The 19,241-nt window shown below is 68.5% G+C and carries 18 protein-coding genes; 13 read left to right on the top strand and 5 right to left on the bottom strand.

Annotated features, from left to right (window positions below; translation table 11 throughout):
• The first annotated feature begins 394 nt into the window (after positions 1-394).
• Positions 395-2,506 (top strand): sodium-translocating pyrophosphatase, encoded by a 2,112-nt coding sequence (locus tag P409_RS06565; RefSeq protein WP_034833284.1) that lies wholly within the window; start codon positions 395-397, stop codon positions 2,504-2,506.
• 70 nt (positions 2,507-2,576) lie between these two features.
• On the opposite strand, the gene P409_RS06560 is transcribed toward P409_RS06565, so the two are convergent.
• Complete coding sequence (locus P409_RS06560; protein ID WP_081991319.1) at positions 2,577-3,104, bottom strand: outer membrane protein assembly factor BamE; 528 nt, start codon at positions 3,102-3,104, stop codon at positions 2,577-2,579.
• Positions 3,105-3,213: 109 nt separating this feature from the next.
• On the opposite strand from P409_RS06560, the gene P409_RS06555 reads away from it, so the two are divergent.
• The 7 genes from P409_RS06555 to P409_RS06525 all read left to right on the top strand — a co-directional run bounded on the left by P409_RS06555 (position 3,214) and on the right by P409_RS06525 (position 7,673).
• Positions 3,214-3,765, top strand: coding sequence for a ubiquinol-cytochrome C chaperone family protein (locus P409_RS06555; RefSeq protein WP_034833255.1), 552 nt, complete (start codon positions 3,214-3,216; stop codon positions 3,763-3,765).
• Entirely contained in the window at positions 3,765-4,301 is a 537-nt protein-coding gene (locus tag P409_RS06550; protein ID WP_034833251.1) for a YceD family protein, read from the top strand. The genes P409_RS06555 and P409_RS06550 overlap by 1 nt, the downstream gene beginning before the upstream one ends.
• 97 nt (positions 4,302-4,398) lie before the next feature.
• Positions 4,399-4,587 (top strand): 50S ribosomal protein L32, encoded by a 189-nt coding sequence (gene rpmF, locus P409_RS06545; RefSeq protein ID WP_034833247.1) that lies wholly within the window; start codon positions 4,399-4,401, stop codon positions 4,585-4,587.
• Positions 4,588-4,608: 21 nt separating this feature from the next.
• A complete protein-coding gene (gene plsX, locus P409_RS06540) occupies positions 4,609-5,709 on the top strand; it encodes a phosphate acyltransferase PlsX (protein WP_052120106.1) in 1,101 nt (366 codons plus the stop codon).
• Positions 5,706-6,683, top strand: a complete 978-nt coding sequence (locus tag P409_RS06535) for a beta-ketoacyl-ACP synthase III (RefSeq protein ID WP_034833244.1) — start codon at positions 5,706-5,708, stop codon at positions 6,681-6,683. Before plsX ends, P409_RS06535 begins: the two co-directional genes overlap by 4 nt.
• 141 nt (positions 6,684-6,824) lie before the next feature.
• Positions 6,825-7,139 (top strand): integration host factor subunit alpha, encoded by a 315-nt coding sequence (locus P409_RS06530; protein ID WP_034833241.1) that lies wholly within the window; start codon positions 6,825-6,827, stop codon positions 7,137-7,139.
• Between the two features lie 3 nt (positions 7,140-7,142).
• Positions 7,143-7,673, top strand: a complete 531-nt coding sequence (locus P409_RS06525) for a MerR family transcriptional regulator (protein ID WP_052120105.1) — start codon at positions 7,143-7,145, stop codon at positions 7,671-7,673.
• Positions 7,674-7,676: 3 nt separating this feature from the next.
• On the opposite strand, the gene P409_RS06520 is transcribed toward P409_RS06525, so the two are convergent.
• The 4 genes from P409_RS06520 to betA all read right to left on the bottom strand — a co-directional run bounded on the left by P409_RS06520 (position 7,677) and on the right by betA (position 13,691).
• Positions 7,677-9,098 carry an MFS transporter gene (locus tag P409_RS06520; RefSeq protein WP_052120104.1) on the bottom strand — a complete coding sequence of 474 codons (1,422 nt, stop codon included), beginning with the start codon at positions 9,096-9,098 and terminating at the stop codon, positions 7,677-7,679.
• Positions 9,099-9,193: 95 nt separating this feature from the next.
• Positions 9,194-10,345, bottom strand: coding sequence for a rod shape-determining protein RodA (rodA, locus tag P409_RS06515; protein ID WP_034833237.1), 1,152 nt, complete (start codon positions 10,343-10,345; stop codon positions 9,194-9,196).
• A gap of 230 nt (positions 10,346-10,575) precedes the next feature.
• Positions 10,576-12,024 carry a betaine-aldehyde dehydrogenase gene (betB, locus tag P409_RS06510; RefSeq protein WP_034833235.1) on the bottom strand — a complete coding sequence of 483 codons (1,449 nt, stop codon included), beginning with the start codon at positions 12,022-12,024 and terminating at the stop codon, positions 10,576-10,578.
• A gap of 14 nt (positions 12,025-12,038) precedes the next feature.
• Positions 12,039-13,691 (bottom strand): choline dehydrogenase, encoded by a 1,653-nt coding sequence (gene betA / locus P409_RS06505; RefSeq protein ID WP_034833233.1) that lies wholly within the window; start codon positions 13,689-13,691, stop codon positions 12,039-12,041.
• A gap of 213 nt (positions 13,692-13,904) precedes the next feature.
• Between betA and P409_RS06500 the strand changes: the two genes are divergently transcribed.
• The 5 genes from P409_RS06500 to dacB form a co-directional block, all read left to right on the top strand.
• Positions 13,905-14,846: a choline ABC transporter substrate-binding protein gene (locus P409_RS06500; RefSeq protein WP_202964578.1), complete on the top strand. Its 942-nt coding sequence runs from the start codon at positions 13,905-13,907 to the stop codon at positions 14,844-14,846.
• Between the two features lie 66 nt (positions 14,847-14,912).
• Positions 14,913-15,770, top strand: coding sequence for a choline ABC transporter permease subunit (gene choW / locus P409_RS06495; RefSeq protein WP_034833230.1), 858 nt, complete (start codon positions 14,913-14,915; stop codon positions 15,768-15,770).
• On the top strand, positions 15,770-16,954 hold the full coding sequence (choV, locus tag P409_RS06490) for a choline ABC transporter ATP-binding protein (protein WP_034833228.1): 1,185 nt from the start codon (positions 15,770-15,772) through the stop codon (positions 16,952-16,954). The genes choW and choV overlap by 1 nt, the downstream gene beginning before the upstream one ends.
• 318 nt (positions 16,955-17,272) lie before the next feature.
• Positions 17,273-17,953, top strand: coding sequence for a sugar transferase (locus P409_RS06485; RefSeq protein WP_081991318.1), 681 nt, complete (start codon positions 17,273-17,275; stop codon positions 17,951-17,953).
• 146 nt (positions 17,954-18,099) lie between these two features.
• The coding region (dacB, locus tag P409_RS06480; protein ID WP_034833225.1) for a D-alanyl-D-alanine carboxypeptidase/D-alanyl-D-alanine endopeptidase at positions 18,100-19,241 on the top strand (1,142 nt) is incomplete at its 3' end.

Here is a 19,241-nt window from a genome sequence, read left to right as displayed (position 1 = left end):
GACGGCGGGCACGCCGGTGACGCGGATCGGCCGGATCGCGGCGGGGCAGGGGGCGCGGCTGCTCGACCCGCAGGGCCGGGCCGTCGAGTCGCTGACCGGCTGGCGGCATTTCTGAGAGCGCTGCCCGGCCTCGATCGACGCGTTTCCATCGCATCGCCACCGCGGCCGGCCGGCGATGATTCCGGCCGCTCTGGCGCCGACCGGGGTGCCCTCAGCATCATCCTCTCAGGTCGCCGGGAGCAGCCTCAGTCCGTCTGACTTTTGCCATAAAGCAAAAATATTTCGCGCTCATTGCCCTCACCTTCCCGCTCTGGCATCGTTTCCTCGCAAAAGAAGCGGAGCCGGCCTGAACCGGGCCGGTACGTCATCAACAGGGGCGAGGGACTCAAGAATGATGTCAGCGGTCCTTGTCTTCGTGCTGGCCTGCGGCCTCGGCGCGTTAGCCTATGGCGTGTGGGCTTCACGGAGCGTGTTGTCGGCCAGTCCGGGCGATGCCCGAATGCAGGCAATCGCCGCCGCGATCCAGGAAGGCGCCGGCGCCTACCTGAACCGGCAGTACCTCACCATCGGCGTGGTCGGCGTGGTCATCGCCATCATCGTCTCGCTGCTTCTCGGCATCTCCGTCGGCATCGGCTTCATCATCGGCGCGGTGCTGTCCGGCGCCGCCGGCTACATCGGCATGAACATCTCGGTGCGCGCCAATGTCCGCACCGCCGAAGCCTCCCGCCAGGGCCTGGCCGCCGGCCTCGCCATCGCCTTCCGCTCCGGCGCCGTCACCGGCATGCTGGTGGCCGGCCTGGCCCTGATCGCGGTCGCCGGCTACTACACCATCCTGGTCGCCTCCGGCGCCAGCGGCCGCGGCCTGATCGACCCGCTGGTGGCGCTCGGCTTCGGCGCCTCGCTGATCTCGATCTTCGCCCGCCTCGGCGGCGGCATCTTCACCAAGGGCGCCGATGTCGGTGCCGACCTGGTCGGCAAGGTCGAGGCCGGCATCCCCGAGGATGACCCGCGCAACCCCGCCGTGATCGCCGACAATGTCGGCGACAATGTCGGCGACTGCGCCGGCATGGCGGCCGACCTGTTCGAGACCTACGCCGTCACCACCGTCGCCACCATGGTCCTGGCCTCGATCTTCTTCGCCGGGGCTGCCGAGATGGCGGCGATGATGGTGTATCCGCTCGCCATCGGCGCGGTGTGCATCCTGGCCTCGATCGTCGGCACCTTCTTCGTCAAGCTCGGCGCCTCGAACAACATCATGGGCGCGCTGTACCGCGGCTTCGTGGTCTCCGCCGTGCTGTCCCTGATCGGAATCGCCCTGGTGACCGCGGTGGTGATCGGCTTCGGCGGCAGCTACGCCGTCGGCGGCGGCAGCTTCAACGGCCTGTCGTTGTTCCTGTGCGGCGTCGCCGGGCTGGTCGTCACCGGCCTCCTGATCTGGACTACCGAGTACTACACCGGCACGAATTTCCGCCCGGTGCGCTCGGTCGCCCAGGCCTCGACCACCGGCCATGGCACCAATGTGATCCAGGGCCTCGCCATCTCGATGGAATCGACGGCGATCCCGGCCTTGATCATCTGCGTCGCCATCATCGTCACCTATCTGCTGGCCGGCCTCTTCGGCATCGCCATCGCGGTCACCAGCATGCTGGCCCTGGCCGGGATGGTCGTGGCGCTCGACGCCTACGGCCCGGTCACCGACAACGCCGGCGGCATCGCCGAGATGTCCGACCTGCCAAAGGAGGTCCGGGTCACCACCGACGCGCTGGACGCGGTCGGCAACACCACCAAGGCGGTGACCAAGGGCTACGCCATCGGCTCTGCCGGCCTCGGCGCCCTGGTGCTGTTCTCGGCCTACACCTCGGACCTCAACTTCTTCTCGGCCAATGCCGCGCAGTACCCATATTTCCAGGGCATCGGGCCGATCGCCTTCTCGCTGACCGACCCCTTCGTCGTCGTCGGCCTGCTGATCGGCGGCCTGCTGCCTTACCTGTTCGGCGCGCTGGGCATGACCGCGGTCGGCCGCGCCGCCGGATCGGTGGTGGAGGAGGTGCGCCGCCAGTTCCGCGAGAACTCCGGCATCATGGCCGGCACCAGCCGGCCGGACTACAAGCGCGCGGTCGACATGCTGACCCGGGCGGCGATCCGCGAGATGATCGTGCCGTCGCTGCTGCCGGTGCTGGCGCCGGTGGTGCTGTACTTCGTGGTCGAGGCGATCGCTGGCCGCTCCGCCGCCTTCTCGGCGCTGGGGGCGATGCTGCTCGGCGTCATCGTCACCGGCCTGTTCGTCGCCATCTCGATGACCTCGGGCGGCGGCGCCTGGGACAACGCCAAGAAGTACATCGAGGAAGGCAACCACGGCGGCAAGGGGTCGGACGCGCACAAGGCGGCCGTCACCGGCGACACCGTCGGCGACCCCTACAAGGACACCGCCGGCCCGGCGGTCAACCCGATGATCAAGATCACCAACATCGTGGCGCTGCTGCTGCTGGCGATCCTCGCCCATTGAAGGACGGGTCCTGACAGCAGAAACCCCGGCGCCATCGGCGCCGGGGTTTTCTCATGCCCGCAGGCCGGGGCTAGTAGTTGCCGCCGGCGACCGAGCTGGCGACGCCGCCCGACCCGACCGGTGCGCCGCGGGCGGTCGTGGTGCCGGCGGCGCTGTCGTTGAAGCGGCCGATATTGCCCAGGAACTGCTCCAGAATGCCGATGCGGCGGCCCAGCGTCGGCGTCTGGCGCGACACCAGCGCCACCTGCTCGCCATCCTCCAGGCTCAGCTCCTTGATGTCGGTCAGTGTGCTGGTGGTCGGGTCGAACTGCATGCGCAGGACCCGGCGCTTGGTCACCTCCGGGGCGTAGAAGGCCACCGTCTCGACCCGCTGGCCGATGTAGTACCAGGTGTTGTCGTCGAAGGTGGACACCGTGGTCGGAGTCCCCAGGATCGTCGCCACATCCGACTTGGTGCTGGTCCCGGTGTGGACCTGCTCGAGCCGGTAATCCTCGACGAGGTTGCCGCGCGTCGCCACCCGCGGCGTGCAGGCCGACAGCGCCGCCGCCACGAGCAGGCCGGCCGCGATGGTCCGGACGACCCTTGCTCTTTCCGTCATCGACTCATCTCTCCACGCCCCGCGGGGCTGTCCATTGAAGGCTTCCCTCTAGCACACCAGTTCGAGTTCGACCAATATCGCCGTCCTTTGCGCAAATCCGATCGGTCCCGTGCTGTCCAAGCTGTTCACCCGCCACCGCCGCGAACGCCAGGCCGCCGAGTTGTACGTCAAGCTGGTGGAGCAGGCGCGCAGCCCGGCCTTCTACACCGCCTGCGGCGTGCCCGACACGCTGGACGGCCGGTTCGAGGCCGTGGCCCTGCATGCCTTCCTGGTGCTGCACCGGCTGAAGCGCGAGGCGCCGCCGGCGCCGGACTTCGCCCAGGCCCTGTTCGACCACATGGTCAGCGACATGGACCTCAGCCTGCGAGAGATCGGCGTGACCGATTTCAGCATCGGCAAGAAGGTGAAGGCCATGGGCCGCGGCTTCTACGGCCGTGTCGTCGCCTATGACCACGGCCTGGCCGCGGACGATCCGGAGGAACTGGAGGCGGCTCTGCGCCGTAACCTGTACGGCACGGTCGAGCCCGGGGCGGGGCAGGTGAGGGCGGTCGCCGCCTATCTGCGCCGCGAGGTCGCCGGGCTGGCGGCACAGCCGGTGGCGGCGTTCCTGGCGGGAGATGTCCGGTTCGGCCCGGCGCCGGACATGGTGGAGGCAGCCTGATGACGACCCCCGAATTCAGCCGCCCCGTCGGCGTCAACACCCTGCCGCGCGGCGGCCGGGTCATCGCCATCGAGGCCGACGAGGCCGAGCGCGCGGCGCTGGCTCGGCGCTTCGACCTGCTGGCGCTGGACGCGTTCAAGGCCCGCTTCACCCTGGCGCCGGGGCGCGGCGATACGGTGGTCGTGACCGGTGCGCTGACCGCGGCGGTGGTGCAGCGCTGCGTCGTCACGCTCGACCCCGTGCCCGCCACGGTCGAGGACGAGATCGAGGCCGTCTTCGCCGCCGGGGAAGGGCGGGACGAGGCGGAGGTCGAGGTCGACCCGCTGGCGGCGGAGGTCGAGCCGCTGGTCGACGGCCGCATCGACCTGGGCGAGCTGGCGGCGCAGCACCTGTCGCTGGCGCTCGACCCCTATCCGCGCTCGCCCGACGCGCCCGAGCCCGCGGCCGAGCCGCCGGAAGGCGAGGGGGAGACGCGCCGGCCCTTCGCGGTGCTCAAGGGCGCCAAGGATGATGACGGCGGCGACGTGAAGGACTGATCGCTTTTCCTTGCCCCGCCGGACCTTTTCCATTAAGTAACGCCGGTCTGAGGCGGCTCCCCCCGGTGCCGCCTTTTCGTATCGAGAGTTCAAGCAAATGGCTGTTCCGAAGAAGAAGACGTCGAAGTCGCGGCGCGACATGCGGCGTTCGCACCACGCTCTGGCCGGCTCGACCTATGTCGAGTGCGCGAATTGCGGTGAGCTGGCTCGTCCGCACCATGTCTGCGACTCCTGCGGCCACTATCACGGCCGTGAGGTGGTCAGCGAGACGACCGCGACCGCCTGATCGACTGCGCCCGCATAGGGAATGTCCGACCCGGCGGCCTCTGGCCCAGTGACGATTGCGCTCGACGCCATGGGGGGCGATCGGGCGCCGGAGATGGTGCTCGAAGGGGCTGAGATCGCCCGCACGCACCATCCGGATGTGCACTTTCTGATCGTCGGTGACGAGGCGCGGATCGCGCCGCTTCTGGCGAAGCGGCCGGCGCTGGCCGCGGTGTCCACGATTCGGCACACGGCCGACGTGATCACCAACGAGGACAAGCCCTCCGCTGCGCTGCGCAGCGGGCGCAACTCCAGCATGCGTCTGGCGATCGACGCCGTGGCTGCGGGCGAGGCGCAATGTGTCGTCTCCGCCGGCAACACCGGCGCGCTGATGGCCACCGCGAAGATCGTGTTCAAGACGCTGCCGGGCATCGACCGGCCGGCGATCGCGTCGTTTTTTCCGACGCTGCGCGGCGAGAGCGTCATGCTCGACCTCGGCGCCAACATCGAATGCGACGCCGAGAACCTGGTCCAGTTCGCGATCATGGGTTCGGTCTTCGCCAGGGCGGTGCTGGGCCTGGTCGACCCCACCGTCGGCCTGCTGAATGTCGGGTCGGAGGCGCTGAAGGGCCCGGACCCGGTACGCGACGCGGCCGCGAAGCTGCGCGAGATCGAATTCCCGGGCCGATTCGAAGGCTTCGTCGAGGGCGACGACATCCCGGCCGGGAAGGTCGACGTGGTCGTCACCGACGGCTTCTCCGGCAACATCGCGTTGAAGACCGCCGAGGGCACGGCCAAGCTGTACGCCACCTGGCTGCGCCACACCTTCCGGTCCTCCTGGCTCGCGTCGCTCGGCTACCTGCTGGCCCGTGGCGCCTTCCGCCGGCTGCGGCACCGGACAGACCCGCGCCAGTACAACGGCGCGCTGTTCCTCGGCCTCAACGGCATCTGCGTGAAGAGCCATGGCGGCACCGACGGCGAGGGCTTCGCCCATGCCATCGATGTCGGCGTCGATCTGGTGATCCACGGCTTCAATGATAAGGTGAAGCAGGAGTTCAGCCGTTTCGAAGGCGCTCGGAACGGCGACGACAGCGCTTCGACAGGACCAACGACTGCTCCGATCGGGATCGAACAACCGCAATGACAGTCCGCCGCGCGCGCATCATCGGATGCGGTTCCGCCCTGCCTGACCGGGTCGTCACCAATGCCGAGCTGGCCCAGAAGGTCGACACCTCGGACGAGTGGATCGTCCAGCGCACCGGCATCAGCGTCCGCCATATCGCGGCGCCGGACGAGAAGACCTCCGACCTGGCGCTCGCCGCCGCCCGCAAGGCACTGGCCATGGCCAAGGTCGAGGGCAGCGACCTCGACCTGATCGTGCTGGCCACCACCACGCCGGACCAGACCTTCCCGGCCACCGCGGTGCGGGTCCAGGCCGCGCTGGGCATGACCCGCGGCGCCGCCTTCGACGTCCAGGCCGTCTGCTCCGGCTTCATCTACGCCCTGTCGATCGCCGACAACATGATCCGCCTGGGCCAGGCGCGCACCGCGCTGGTGATCGGCGCCGAGACCTTCTCCCGCCTGCTGGATTGGACCGACCGCGGCACCTGCGTGCTGTTCGGCGACGGCGCCGGCGCCGTGGTGCTGCGCGCGGTCGAAGGCGGGGGCAGCACCGACGACCCCGGCATCCTGTCGACCCATCTGCATTCCGACGGCCGGCACGAGGACAAGCTCTACGTCGATGGCGGCCCGTCCTCGACCGGCACCGTCGGCCATGTCCGGATGGAGGGCCGCGAGGTGTTCAAGCACGCGGTCATCAACCTGGCCGAGGTGGTGGAGGAGGCGCTGGCCGCCAACGGCCTGTCGCCGTCCGACATCGACTGGCTGGTGCCGCACCAGGCCAACAAGCGCATCATCGACGCCACCGCCCGCAAGCTCGACCTGCCGCCGGAGAAGGTGGTGCTGACGGTGCAGAAGCACGCCAACACCTCCGCCGCCTCGATCCCGCTGGCGCTGGCCGAGGCCGTCAATGACGGTCGCGTCAAGGCCGGTGATCTCGTGCTGCTCGAGGCCATGGGCGGCGGGCTGACCTGGGGCGCCGCCCTGGTCCGCTGGTAGTCTGCCGATAAGCAGTTAGCGGGCCTCGCCTTCGGGGCTCGTTAGGAAATCCGCTCAACGCTTTGGAATTGACGGATTATTTTGTGGAGGGTACCGTCCTTCGACGGTCTTCTTCGCAATTGTCCGTCAGGGGGAGGCGGCATGGCGGAAACGGTGACACGAGCCCAGCTCAGTGAATCGCTCTATCAGGAAATCGGCTTGTCTCGGAACGAGTCTGCCGATCTTGTTGAGACGGTACTTGAAGAAATCTCCGAGGCGCTGGAGCGCGGCGAGACGGTGAAGATCTCGTCCTTCGGCACCTTCGGCGTGCGCCAGAAGGGCCAGCGAATCGGCCGCAACCCGAAGACGGGGCAGGAAGTGCCGATCCTGCCGCGCCGCGTGCTGGTGTTCCGCGCCTCGCATGTGCTGAAGGGGCGCATCAACGGCACCAATCCGCCCCCGGACGACGACGAGTAAGCCATGGCCGGAATCGGAGGATCGGAGGCGAAGCCCGCGCCGCTGCGCAAATCGGCGACGGCCTATCGCACGATCAGCGAAGTGTCCGACGATCTCGCCGTGCCGCAGCATGTGCTGCGGTTCTGGGAGACCAAGTTCTCCCAGGTCCGCCCGCTCAAGCGCGGCGGCGGGCGTCGGTACTATCGCCCCGAGGACGTCCAGCTGCTGCGCCGGATCCAGCGCCTCCTCTATGAGGAGGGCTACACCATCAAGGGCGTGCAGCGCCTGCTGAAGGAAGGCAAGTCGGCCGAGACCGAGGCGCCGGCGGCAGCCTCCTCCGACGAAGCCGCGGTCCCGTCCGGCCCGGCCCGGCCTGTCCCGGTTACCCGGGCCAAGCCCGCCGCTAAGCCGCGGGAGGAAGCCCAGCTCTCGCTTCTGGCCGGTGCCGGGCGCGACGGTCGCGCCCAGGGCATCTCGGCCGAGTTGCGTGACGAGCTGACCGTGCTGCTGGCCGAGCTGAAGCGCCTGCAGGCGGCCCTGCGCGGCGACGCCTGAGGCTCAGCCGGCCTTTCGTTCCAGCGCATCGCGGCGGATCAGCAGCAGCGCCGCGACCGCACCGAGGCATTCCCCCAAACCCCCGACCAGGAGCGCCGGCCCGAGGCCGCCGATCAGCCGGTCCGGCGATGCGGTGACGTCGCCGCCATAGGCGGCGAAGACGGCGCCGAGGATCGCGACGCCCAGGGTGGCGCCGACCATCCGGGCGGTGTTCACCAGGCCGGCCGCTGTGCCCGACCGCTTCTGCGGGACGCTCGACACGGTCACCGCCATCACCGGGCCGGTGTTGAGGCCGAGCCCGATGCCGGTGACCAGCAGCGCCGCCTCGATGTACAGCAGGCCGGTGCCGACGGAGATCCAGGCGAGCAGCAGCAGCCCGGCGCCGATCAGCGCCATGCCGGCGGTCATCAGTGTGCGCGGCCCCAGCCGGGCCGCCAGCCGGCCGGACAGCTGCGAGACGAGGAAGAACACCACCGACATCGGCAGCAGCTCCAGCCCCGCCTGGATCGGCGTGGCGCCGCGCACGGCCTGCAGATAGACCGGGATCAGGAACAGCATGGCGTACATGCCGAAGGTCATCGCCAGCGCCACGATCAGCGAACCGGACAGAGCCGGGCTGCGGAACAGCTCCAGCGGCACCAGCGCACCCTCGGTGCGGGCCTCGACCGCCAGGAACAGGGCGATCGCTACGAGGCCGATGGCGAAGCCGGCCAGGGTTGCCGCGGAGCCCCAGCCCCAGCGATTGCCCTCGATCGCAGCCAGGGTCAGGGCGCCCAGCGCCAGCATTGCCAGCCCCTGGCCGGGCAGGTCGAGGCGCCGCCCCTCCGGATCAGCGGTCTCAGGGACCGACCGGACGGCCAGCAGGAAGGCGAGGGCGGCCACCGGCACCACCACGAAGAACAGGCTGCGCCAGCCTGCGGTTGTGACCAGGACGCCGCCGAGGGTCGGCCCGATGGCGAAGGCCAGGCCGTTGCAGCTGGCCCAGATGCCGATGGCGTGGGCGCGCTCCCGCGCGTCGGGATAGGTCGCGGCCAGGATCGACAGCGAGGCCGGCAGCAGCAGCGCCGCGCCCAGCCCGGTGATCGCCCGGGCCGCGATCAGCACCGTGCCGTCCGGCGCCAGGCCGCAGGCGAGGGAGCCGAGGGCGAACAGCGCCACGCCGACGGCGAAGATCCGCCTCCGGCCGACCAGGTCGCCCAGCAGCCCGCCGGTCAGCAGCAGCGTGGCATAGACCAGGTTGTAGACGTCCAGCACCCATTGCAGGGCGCTGACGCCCAGGCCGAGGGCGTCGCCGATGGCATGGGCGCCGAGATTGACCACGGAGGTGTCGATCTGCGCCACCAGCACGGCGAGGCACATGGCGAACAGGACGAGGCCGGGCCGCGTCCGCGGGCGGGCCGTGTCGATCGTGTCGGCGGATGGCATGTCGGCTGCTCCCTTCTCCAAGGGAAACAGCCGCGGGTCGGACGGGGCTCCCGGTGAACGCTTCGGTCCCGGTCGAACCGTGCGGCCTCGGAGCCTCAGTAATCCGTGATGCCGCTGCGGGGGATCCGGACCTCGCGGTGGATCCAGACGCTGAGCAGGATGCCGCAGCCCATCAGCAGGGTCAGCATGGCGGTGCCGCCATAGGACACCAGGGGCAGAGGGATGCCCACCACCGGGATCAGCCCCGTCACCATCGCCACATTGACGAAGACGTAGAGGAAGAAGGTCGTGGTCAGGCCGACGCCGACCAGGCGGCCGAAATGGCTGCGGGCGGAGAGCGCGATCATCAGCCCGTAGACGAACAGCATGGTGTAGAGGAACAGCAGGATCAGCGCCCCGACCATGCCGAACTCCTCGGCCAGCACCACGAAGATGAAGTCGGTGTGCTTCTCCGGCAGGAACATCAGCTGGCTCTGCGTGCCGGCGGTGAAGCCCTTGCCGAAGAGGGCGCCGGAGCCGAGCGCGATCTTCGACTGCATGATGTTGTAGCCGGCGCCCAGCGGGTCGCGCTCCGGCTCCAGGAAGGTGTAGACGCGGTTCTTCTGGTAGTCGTGCAGGAACTCCCAGCCGATCGGGATCGCCGACAGCCCCAGCGCGATCGCCACGGCGAACTTCCAGAGCCGGACGCCGGTGGAGAACAGCACCGCGCCGCCGGTCATGATCAGCAGCAGGGCGGTGCCGAGATTGGGCTGCATCAGCACCATCCCGACCGGCGCCAGGATCAGCAGCAGCGGCACGATCAGCACCAGCGGGTTGCGCACCTCGACCAGCGAGAAGCCGTGGAAATAGCGGGCGAGGGCGAGGACCAGCGCGATCTTCATCAGCTCGGACGGCTGGATCACCAGCGGGCCGAGATTGATCCAGCGCTCGGCGCCCATGCCCACATGGCCCATCGCCTGCACCACGATCAGCAGGGCGAAGACGATGGCGTAGACCGGATAGGCGATCTTCATCCAGATGCGGATGTCGATCATCGCGAACACCAGCATGACGACGAAGCCGCTGCCGAAGCGGCTGAGCTGCCGGCTGGCCCAGGGCTCCCACGACCCGCCGCCGGCGGAGTAGAGCAGCATCACCCCGACCGCGGCGATGGCGCAGACCAGGACCACCAGGCCCCAGCTCATCAGCTGCAGCTTGGTCAGCAGGGTGTAGTGCGGGGCGTCGTCGCGAATCCGGAAGCTGCTCATGAACCAGGACAATCCGCCGTCGCCGTGACGGCGGCCGGACTATGCGCCGGAGAGCCTGGAGGGGCAAGAATGGAGGTCGGCGACGAAATGGCCAGCACTATCATCCCTCGTCGTCATTGCGAGGAGGCGAAGCCGACGAAGCAATCATCCAGAGGCCACGCCAAACGGCTCTGGATTGCTTCGCTGCGCTCGCAATGACGGTATTCGGAAGGGGAGAGCGGCGCCCGCGCTCAGTACGGGCTGTCGACGTCCCCGGTCTCGACATAGACGCTCTTCAGCTGGGTGTAGTGCTCCAGCGCGGCGAGGCCGTTCTCGCGGCCGAGGCCGGATTGCTTGTACCCGCCGAAGGGGATCTCCACCGGGGTGATGTTGTAGTTGTTGATCCAGCAGGTGCCGGCCTGCAGCCGGGCCACCACGCGGTGGCCGCGGGCCAGGTCGCGGGTGAAAACGCCGGCGGCCAGCCCGTATTCGGTGGCGTTGGCGCGGCGCACCGCCTCAGCCTCGTCGGTGAAGGTCAGCACGGTCATCACCGGGCCGAAGATCTCCTCCCGCACGATCGCCATGTCGTCATGGCAGGCGTCGAAGATCGCCGGCTCGACGAAATAGCCGCCGGCCAGCGCCGGGTCGGCCGGGACGCGGCCGCCGCAGACGAGGCGGGCGCCGGCCTTCACCCCGGCCTCGACATAGCCCAGCACCTTGGCCCGGTGGTCGGCCGAGATCAGGGCGCCGACCTGGGTCTGCGGGTCCATCGGGTCGCCGATCCGCATCTTCTGGGTGCGGGCCACCAGCGCGTCCATGAATCGGTTGTGCAGCGACGCCTCGACGAACACCCGGGTGCCGTTCGAGCAGATCTCGCCCTGGGTGTAGAAGTTGGCCATCATCGCCGCCTTCACCGCGTTCTCGACATCGGCATCGGCGAAGATGATCAGCGGCGACTTGCCGCCCAGCTCCATGGTCACGTGCTTCATCGCCCCGGCGGCGGCCGCGGCGACCTTGCGGCCGGTCGGCACCGATCCGGTCAGCGACACCTTGGCGACGTCGGGGTGGGTGACCAGGGCGTGGCCGACATCGCCCTTGCCCTGGACCACGTTGAACACGCCGGCCGGCAGGCCGGCCTCGGCGAAGATCTCCGCCAGCGCCACCGCGGTCATCGGCGTCAGCTCCGACGGCTTGAACACCATGGTGTTGCCGCAGGCCAGCGCCGGGCCGGACTTCCAGCAGGCGATCTGGATCGGGTAGTTCCAGGCGCCGATGCCGGCGACCACGCCCAGCGGCTCGCGCCGCGTATAGGCGAAGGCGCGGCCGAAATCGTGATGGGTGCCGTGCAGCGACGGCGCCAGCCCGGCGAAATACTCGATCGCGTCGGCGCCGGAATCGATGTCGACGGCCAGCGCCTCGGCGATCGGCTTGCCGGTGTCCTCGACCTCCATCTTCGCCAGCCGGTCGCGGTTGGCGCGCAAGAGGCGCACCGCCTCGCGCAGGATGCGGCCGCGCTGTGTCCCGGTCATGCCGGCCCAGCCGTCGAAGGCGGCCTTGGCCGCGGCCACGGCGCGGTCGACATCGGCGGGAGAGGCGGCGGCGACCCGGCTGATGACCTTCCCGGTCGCCGGGTTGATCGTGTCGAACGGCGTGCCGTTGCCTTCGACCGCGTGTCCGCCGATATGCAGCCCGATGGTCATGGCGTTCTCCTGTTTCAGCGCTGCGCCGTGCGCCAATTCGGCGCCTCGTAGACCGGGGCGTTGGAGGGCGGCAAGGGGGTTTTGCCCAGGATGATATCGGCGGCCTTCTCGCCGATCATGATGGTCGGCGCGTTCAGGTTGCCGCTGACGATCGACGGCATGATCGAGGCGTCGACCACGCGCAGCCCCTCCAGCCCGCGGACCCGGGTCTCGGGGTCGACCACCGCCATCTCGTCCACCCCCATCTTGCAGGTGCAGGACGGGTGGTAGGCGCTGTCGGCCTTGGCCCGGATGAAGGCGTCGATCTCGTCATCGGTGCGCACCGAGGCGCCGGGCGCGATCTCGGCACCGCGATAGGGGTCGAAGCCGGCCTGGGCGAAGATCTCGCGGGTCAGCTTGACGCAGGCCCGCATGTCCGCGCGGTCGTCCTCGGTGGTCAGGTAGTTCGGCTGCAGGATCGGCTTGGCCCGCGGATCGGCCGAGCGCAGCTCGACCCAGCCGCGGGAGGTGGCGCGCATGGTCCCGGCGTGGGCCTGGAAGGCGTGCCGGTCGCCCGGCTGGCGGCCGTGGTCGTTCACCACCGACGGCAGGAAATGGTACTGGATGTCCGGGTGCCGGATGCCGGCCCGCGAGCGGATGAAGCCGCCGGCCTCGAGATGGGCCGAGGTGGTCAGGCCGCTGCGGAACAGGAACCACTCGACGCCGACCCTCGCCTTGTACAGCGGGTTCTCGACGCTGTAGAGGGTGATCGGCTTGGTGCACTCGTACTGAATGTACATCTCCAGATGGTCCTGGAGATTGCGGCCGACGCCCGGCAGGTCGTGGACCACCGCGATGCCGTGCCGGCGCAGCTGGTCGGCCGGGCCGACGCCGGACAGCATCAGGAGCTGCGGCGAGTTGATGGCGCCGCCGCACAGGATCACCTCGCGCGCCGCCCGGGCAACGCGCACCTGGCCCGCCTGGGCGTATTCGACGCCGACGGCGCGGGTGCCCTCGAACAGGATCCGGGTGCTCAGCGCCCCGGTCTCGACTGTCAGGTTCGGCCGCGACCGGATCGGCTTGAGATAGGCCTTGGCGGCTGACCAGCGCTCGCCCTGATGGATCGTCATGTCCATCTTGCCGAAGCCTTCCTGCTGGTAGCCGTTCATGTCCGCGGTGAACGGATAGCCGGCCTGCTGCCCGGCCTGGATGAAGGTGTCGAACAGCGGGTTCGGCTGGCTGCCGGTCGACACCTTCAGCGGCCCGTCGGAGCCGCGATAATCGTCGCCGCCCTTGGCCCGGGTCTCGGCGCGGCGGAAATAGGGCAGCACCTCGGCATAGGACCAGCCGGCCGCGCCTTCCGCGGCCCAGCGGTCGTAGTCGTAGGCATGGCCGCGGACATAGACCATGGCGTTGAGCGAGGAGGAGCCGCCGAGCACCCGGCCGCGCGGCCAGTACATGCGGCGGTTGTCCATCGCCGCCTGCGGCTCGGTCTCGTAGTACCAGTTGTACTTGTCGTCGCAGAGATTGTAGGTCAGCGCCGCCGGCATATGGATCTTCCAGGTCCGGTCCTCCGGCCCCGCCTCCAGCACCAGCACGCGGGTGCCGGAATCGGCCGACAGCCGGTTGGCCAGGACGCAGCCGGCCGAGCCGGCGCCGACGATCACATAGTCGAATTCTGTCGTCATTCCTTCCGCTCCTCCGGGCCGCGGCGCATGCTAGCGGGGGCGGGCCGGGCGATGAGTCCGGTTTGCGTCACGCCATGCCGGAAATCGGCCAGCGGTCGGGCGCAACCCGTCGTTAGACTCGCGCCGAGGCGCTCCGCCGTTGGTCCGACGGTGGTTGCCGCCCCGCAACGAACGAAAATTGTCAGGCAGGCGGGCAAACAGGAGAGTCGCATCATGATGTCGAGGCGTTTGAGCGGGCTGGTGCTGGGCCTGGCGCTGGCGGCCGGGACGGCGCAGGCCGCCGATCCGGCGAGCTGCCAGAAGGTCCGCTTCTCGGATGTCGGCTGGACCGACATCACCGCCACCACGGCGCTGACCAAGGCGGTGCTCAAGGGGCTGGGCTACGAGCCGTCGGACGAATTGCTGTCGGTGCCGGTGACCTACGTCTCGATGAAGAACAAGAACATCGACGTGTTCCTCGGCAACTGGATGCCGTCGATGGCCGGCGACGCCAAGCCCTATTTCGACGACAAGTCGGTCGTGAGCCTCCGGCCGAATCTCGAAGGCGCGAAATACACCCTCGCGGTGCCCGACTATGTCTACCAGGCCGGGGTCAAGGACTTCGCCGACCTGGCCAAGAATGCCGACAAATTCGGCGACAAGATCTACGGCATCGAGCCGGGCAATGACGGCAACCGCCTGGTCCAGAGCATGATCGACAAGGGCGCCTTCGACCTGAAGGGATGGCAGCTGGTGGAGTCGAGCGAGCAGGGTATGCTGTCCGAGGTCGACCGCGCCATCCGCCGGAAGACCTGGATCGTGTTCCTCGGCTGGGCACCGCATCCGATGAACAAGCAATACCCGATGCAGTACCTGACCGGCGGCGACGACTATTTCGGACCGAACTTCGGCGGCGCCACCGTCTACACCAATGTCCGGGCCGGCTATGTCGACGAATGTCCGAATGTCGGCAAGCTGCTGCAGAACCTGACCTTCAACCTCGACATGGAGGCCACGGTAATGGAAGCGATCACCACCGGCGGCGAGGAGAGCGGCAAGGCGGCGACCGAATACCTCAAGGCCAATCCGGACGTGCTGACCCCCTGGCTCGTCGGGGTGACCACCTTCGACGGCAAGGACGGTCTCGCCGCGGTCAAGGCGTCGCTCGGCCTCTAAGCCCACCTGACGGGCGCGCCGCCCCGGCGGCGCGTCGTCCAAACGGCCAGAACAAAAGGACGCCGCATGGACGAATTGAGCGCGCTGCTGTCCCAGAAGATCCCGCTCGGATTATGGATTCGGGGGTTCACGGATTTTCTGACCGACAATTTCCGCGGCGTCTTCGATGCCATCTCGATCGGCCTCGGCACCGCGATCGAATGGCTGATCGACGTCTTCCTGTGGCCACCGTGGTGGGTCTTCATCGCCCTCGTCGCCATTCTCGCCTATGTCCTGCACCGCCGCTGGCAACTGGTGGCGCTGGTCGTGATCGGCTTGTTCCTGATTCACAATCTCGGCTACTGGACCGAGACGATGCAGACCCTGGCGCTGGTGATCAGCGCCACGATCCTGTCTCTGGCGATCGGCATCCCGATCGGCATCCTCTGCGCCCACCGGCCGCTGGTCTATGCCGTGATCCGGCCGATCCTCGACCTGATGCAGACGCTGCCGACCTTCGTCTACCTGATCCCGACCCTGATCCTGTTCGGCCTCGGCGTGGCGCCGGGCCTGATCTCGACCGTGGTCTTCGCCGTGGCCGCGCCGATCCGGCTGACCTATCTCGGCATCCATGGCGTGCCCAGCCCGCTGCTCGAGGCGGGCGAGGCCTTCGGCGCCACCAAGCGGCAGCTGCTGTTCAAGGTCGAGCTGCCGCACGCCCTGCCGACGATCATGGCCGGGCTGACCCAGTGCATCATGCTATCGCTGTCGATGGTCGTCATCGCCGCGCTGGTCGGGGCCGACGGCCTGGGCAAGCCGGTGGTGCGCGCCCTCAACTCGGTGAATGTCCCCATGGGCTTCGAGGCCGGCCTCTGCATCGTCATCCTGGCCGTGATCCTCGACCGTCTGGTGAAAAGCGAACGGCCCGTCGGAGGGGCGCATTGATGTCCGACACCCTTCCTGCCGTCCATTTCAACGCCGTCGACGTGATCTTCGGGCCGACGCCAAAGCGGGCGCTGGGCCTGCTGGACCAGGGCCGCAGCCGGGCCGAGATCCTGGCCGAGACCGGCGACACCCTGGCGGTGGCGGGCGCCGAGCTGTCCGTCCCGCATGGCGAGCTGTGCGTGCTGATGGGCCTGTCCGGCTCCGGCAAGTCGTCGCTGCTGCGCTGCGTCAACGGCCTCAACAAGGTCACCCGCGGCCGCATGCTGGTGCGCTGCGACGGGCAGGAGGTCGACGTCGCCAGCTGCGACGAGGTCACGCTGCGCCGCCTGCGGGCCGACTGGGTGTCGATGGTGTTCCAGCAATTCGCGCTGATGCCCTGGCGCACCATCCGCGAGAATGTCGGCCTGGGGCTCGAGTTGCGCGGCGTGCCGAAGGCCGAGCGCGACCGGGTGGTGGACGAGAAGCTGGCCCTGGTCCATCTCGACAAATGGGCCGGGAAGTACCCGCGCGAGCTGTCGGGCGGCATGCAGCAGCGCGTCGGCCTGGCCCGCGCCTTCGCCACCGACGCCGACATCCTGCTGATGGACGAGCCGTTCAGCGCGCTGGACCCGCTGATCCGCACCCATCTGCAGGACGAGCTCCTGGAGCTGCAGCGCCGGCTGAAGAAGACCATCATCTTCGTCAGCCATGACCTCGACGAGGCGCTGAAGATCGGCAACCGGATCGTGATCATGGAATCCGGCCGCATCGTCCAGGTCGGTACGCCGGAGGAGATCGTCACCAGGCCGGCCGACGACTATGTCGCCAACTTCGTCGCCCATGTGAACCCGCTCAACGTGCTGCGGGCCGAGGCGCTGATGACGCCGCTGGACCTGCTGCCGCGGGAGGGCGATTCGATCCTGGTCGACAAGGCCCGGACCTGCCGCTGCCGGGTTGATGATCTCGGCCGGCCGGTGGCGGTGACCCAGGACGACCGGGCGCTGGAGATCGCCGACGGCATCATCAATGGCGTCGTGCCCGGCCAGATCGCGACCATGCCGGTGCATGCCTCGATGCGCCGTTTCATCGCCGCGCATGAGGCGACGCGCCAGCCGATCCTGGTGCTCGACGATGACGGCCGGCTGGTGGGCAAGGTCGGGGAGAGCGAGCTGGTGGCCCGCCTTCTTCGCGGAAAAGAGGAATAGAAACAGTGAATTAAGTGCTATATCTTCTGTATCGGTTTAACTTTTCTGTCTCCGCCGTTGATCTTGGCGCGCTCATGGCCTCGGCAGAGAGCAATAAATGGATTGTTTCGACGGGCCTCTTCCGATATACATGAAAGGCACATTCAATGGTCGTCAGACCACGCTAAAAATTGCCACGTTCAGGCAACAGTAATGTGCCAGAACCCTAGCGACTAGGGGGCGGGGAGTCAGACGAAATTCAAATGTGGAGTGTTCTGCTGGTTGCGGCGGCAGGACAAGTCTTTCTCCTTTGTTACAGTTTTCTGGGGGTATCGGAATATGCAGTCCGACAGCTTTGTCGACGCTGCCGCTGTTGATCTCTCCGCAGAGACGCCGATCCGGACGGCTCGCGTGGGGATGGCGGCCAAGCGGTCGATGGATATCGCATTATCGATCTTTTTTTTGATTCTGTTTGCGCCGCTGTTCCTGGTATGCGCTGCCATGATCCGGCGCTCCGGCCGGGGCATTTTCTACAGCGACCGCCGCGTGGGGCGTGACGGCAGGATCTTCTACTGCCACAAGTTTCGGACCATGGTTCCCAATGCGAACAAGCTGTTGGCGGATCTTCTTCAGAAAAACCCTGAGATGCGGCGCGAGTGGGAATCCGGCTTCAAGCTGAAGAAGGACCCGCGGGTGACCGCGATCGGCCGCTTCCTGCGCAAGACCAGCCTCGACGAGCTGCCGCAGCTGTTCAACGTGCTGAAGGGTGAGATGAGCCTGGTCGGCCCGCGGCCGATGTATGAGGAGGAGCAGGAGCGCTGGGGCGCGGCGATCCGCTACTACCACAGCACGCGGCCCGGCATGACCGGGATCTGGCAGATCTCCGGCCGCAACGACACCAGCTACGAGACCAAGATCCGGCTCAATGTCGAGTATGTGCGGACCTGGACCCTCTGGCGGGACATCGTGATCCTGTTCAAGACGCCGAAGGTGTTCCTGCCCGGCGGCGGCGCCTACTAGGCGAGCCCGGCCCGACCGGCGGCATCCCGGAACGGCGGACGGCCCCCCTCGCGGGGGCCGTGCCCGTTTCGGGCATCGCGACCGCTTCCGACTCACTCCGCCCGGGGCTATAGGAGGGCGCGATGCGATGCGGAGGATGCCGGCCCGTGCCCCTGACGAGACTGTTCCGCCTGTTCCTGCTGCTGGTGCTGGCGGCCGCCCTGCCGGGCCAGGCGGCCCTGGCCCAGGCCGGCGCCGCGGGGACCCGCACCGGCCTGCCGGCCGGGAACGTGGCCTACATCGTGTTCGATGCCCAGAGCGGCCAGCTGATCGACAGCGCCCAGGCGGCGCGGCCGATGATCCCGGCCTCGACCATGAAGGTCGCCAGCATGCTGGCGTCGATCGAGATCCTGGGCGCCGACCACCGCTTCACCACCGCCGTGACCGCCAGCGGCACCATCGCCGGCGGCGTGCTGAACGGCGACCTGGCGCTGATCGGCGGCGGCGACCCCACCCTCGACATCAATGACCTGGCCGACCTGGTCAGCCAGGTCCGGCAGGCCGGGATCACCCGGGTGAACGGGCGGTTCATCGTCGACGACACGGTGCTGCAGGCCCTGCCGTTCCTCGACCGGCTGCAGCCCCTGGCGGCTTCCTACAATCCGGGGCTCACCGGCCTTGCGGTCAACTTCAACGCCCTGCGGGTGAGCTGGCAGACGCGGCAGGGGCGCCTCGACGCCCGGGCCGACGCGGTGGCGGACGGGCGCAACATCACGCTGCCCTGGGTCGACATCAGCGAGGGTGCGGCCACGCCCTACCGTCCGGTCGACGGGCGGGAAGGCTGGGTCCTGTCGTCGCGCCTGCCGGACAAGGGCTCCGACCTGCTGCCGATCCGCTACCCCTCGGCCACCGCCGCGGAGATCTTCCGATCCTTCGCCCGCGACGCCGGGATCGTCCTGCCGGCCCCGGCGATCGGGCCGCGCACGACGGAAGGAACCATCATCGCCCGGCACGACAGCGAGCCGCTGCCGGCGATCGTCACCCGCGTGCTGAAATACAGCAACAACCTGTCGGCCGAGATGATCGGCATGATGGCGGCCCGCCAGCTGCTGGGCCGCGCCAGCATCACCCAGGGCGAGGCCGGCCGCGCCCTGGCCGCCTGGTGGGCGCAGAAGCTGCCGCAGATCGACTGGAGCGGGCTGTCGATCCCCGGGGCGTCGGGCCTCAGCACCGCCGCCCGGATCTCGCCGGTGCAGATGGCCGCGGTGCTGATCGAAGGCAACCGCATCGGCCTGCCGGCGCTGATGCC

This window comes from Inquilinus limosus MP06, from assembly GCF_000767795.1.
In the GTDB taxonomy this organism is placed as follows: Bacteria; Pseudomonadota; Alphaproteobacteria; order DSM-16000; family Inquilinaceae; genus Inquilinus; species Inquilinus limosus_E.
The sequence above is the reverse complement of the archived record's forward strand: the minus strand, read 5'-3'. Positions and strand labels throughout refer to the sequence as shown.

Excerpts from the sequence above, each read along its gene's own strand:
- P409_RS06525 (WP_052120105.1), top strand. The coding sequence starts at position 7,143 with ATGGCCGGAATCGGAGGATCGGAGGCGAAGCCCGCGCCGCTGCGCAAA.
- P409_RS06550 (WP_034833251.1), top strand. The coding sequence starts at position 3,765 with ATGACGACCCCCGAATTCAGCCGCCCCGTCGGCGTCAACACCCTGCCG.
- betB (WP_034833235.1), bottom strand. The coding sequence starts at position 12,024 with ATGACCATCGGGCTGCATATCGGCGGACACGCGGTCGAAGGCAACGGC.
- P409_RS06535 (WP_034833244.1), top strand. The coding sequence starts at position 5,706 with ATGACAGTCCGCCGCGCGCGCATCATCGGATGCGGTTCCGCCCTGCCT.
- P409_RS06565 (WP_034833284.1), top strand. The coding sequence starts at position 395 with ATGTCAGCGGTCCTTGTCTTCGTGCTGGCCTGCGGCCTCGGCGCGTTA.
- betA (WP_034833233.1), bottom strand. The coding sequence starts at position 13,691 with ATGACGACAGAATTCGACTATGTGATCGTCGGCGCCGGCTCGGCCGGC.
- P409_RS06560 (WP_081991319.1), bottom strand. The coding sequence starts at position 3,104 with ATGACGGAAAGAGCAAGGGTCGTCCGGACCATCGCGGCCGGCCTGCTC.
- rodA (WP_034833237.1), bottom strand. The coding sequence starts at position 10,345 with ATGAGCAGCTTCCGGATTCGCGACGACGCCCCGCACTACACCCTGCTG.
- choV (WP_034833228.1), top strand. The coding sequence starts at position 15,770 with ATGTCCGACACCCTTCCTGCCGTCCATTTCAACGCCGTCGACGTGATC.
- P409_RS06520 (WP_052120104.1), bottom strand. The coding sequence starts at position 9,098 with ATGCCATCCGCCGACACGATCGACACGGCCCGCCCGCGGACGCGGCCC.
- P409_RS06530 (WP_034833241.1), top strand. The coding sequence starts at position 6,825 with ATGGCGGAAACGGTGACACGAGCCCAGCTCAGTGAATCGCTCTATCAG.
- plsX (WP_052120106.1), top strand. The coding sequence starts at position 4,609 with ATGTCCGACCCGGCGGCCTCTGGCCCAGTGACGATTGCGCTCGACGCC.
- P409_RS06485 (WP_081991318.1), top strand. The coding sequence starts at position 17,273 with ATGCAGTCCGACAGCTTTGTCGACGCTGCCGCTGTTGATCTCTCCGCA.
- rpmF (WP_034833247.1), top strand. The coding sequence starts at position 4,399 with ATGGCTGTTCCGAAGAAGAAGACGTCGAAGTCGCGGCGCGACATGCGG.
- P409_RS06500 (WP_202964578.1), top strand. The coding sequence starts at position 13,905 with ATGATGTCGAGGCGTTTGAGCGGGCTGGTGCTGGGCCTGGCGCTGGCG.
- choW (WP_034833230.1), top strand. The coding sequence starts at position 14,913 with ATGGACGAATTGAGCGCGCTGCTGTCCCAGAAGATCCCGCTCGGATTA.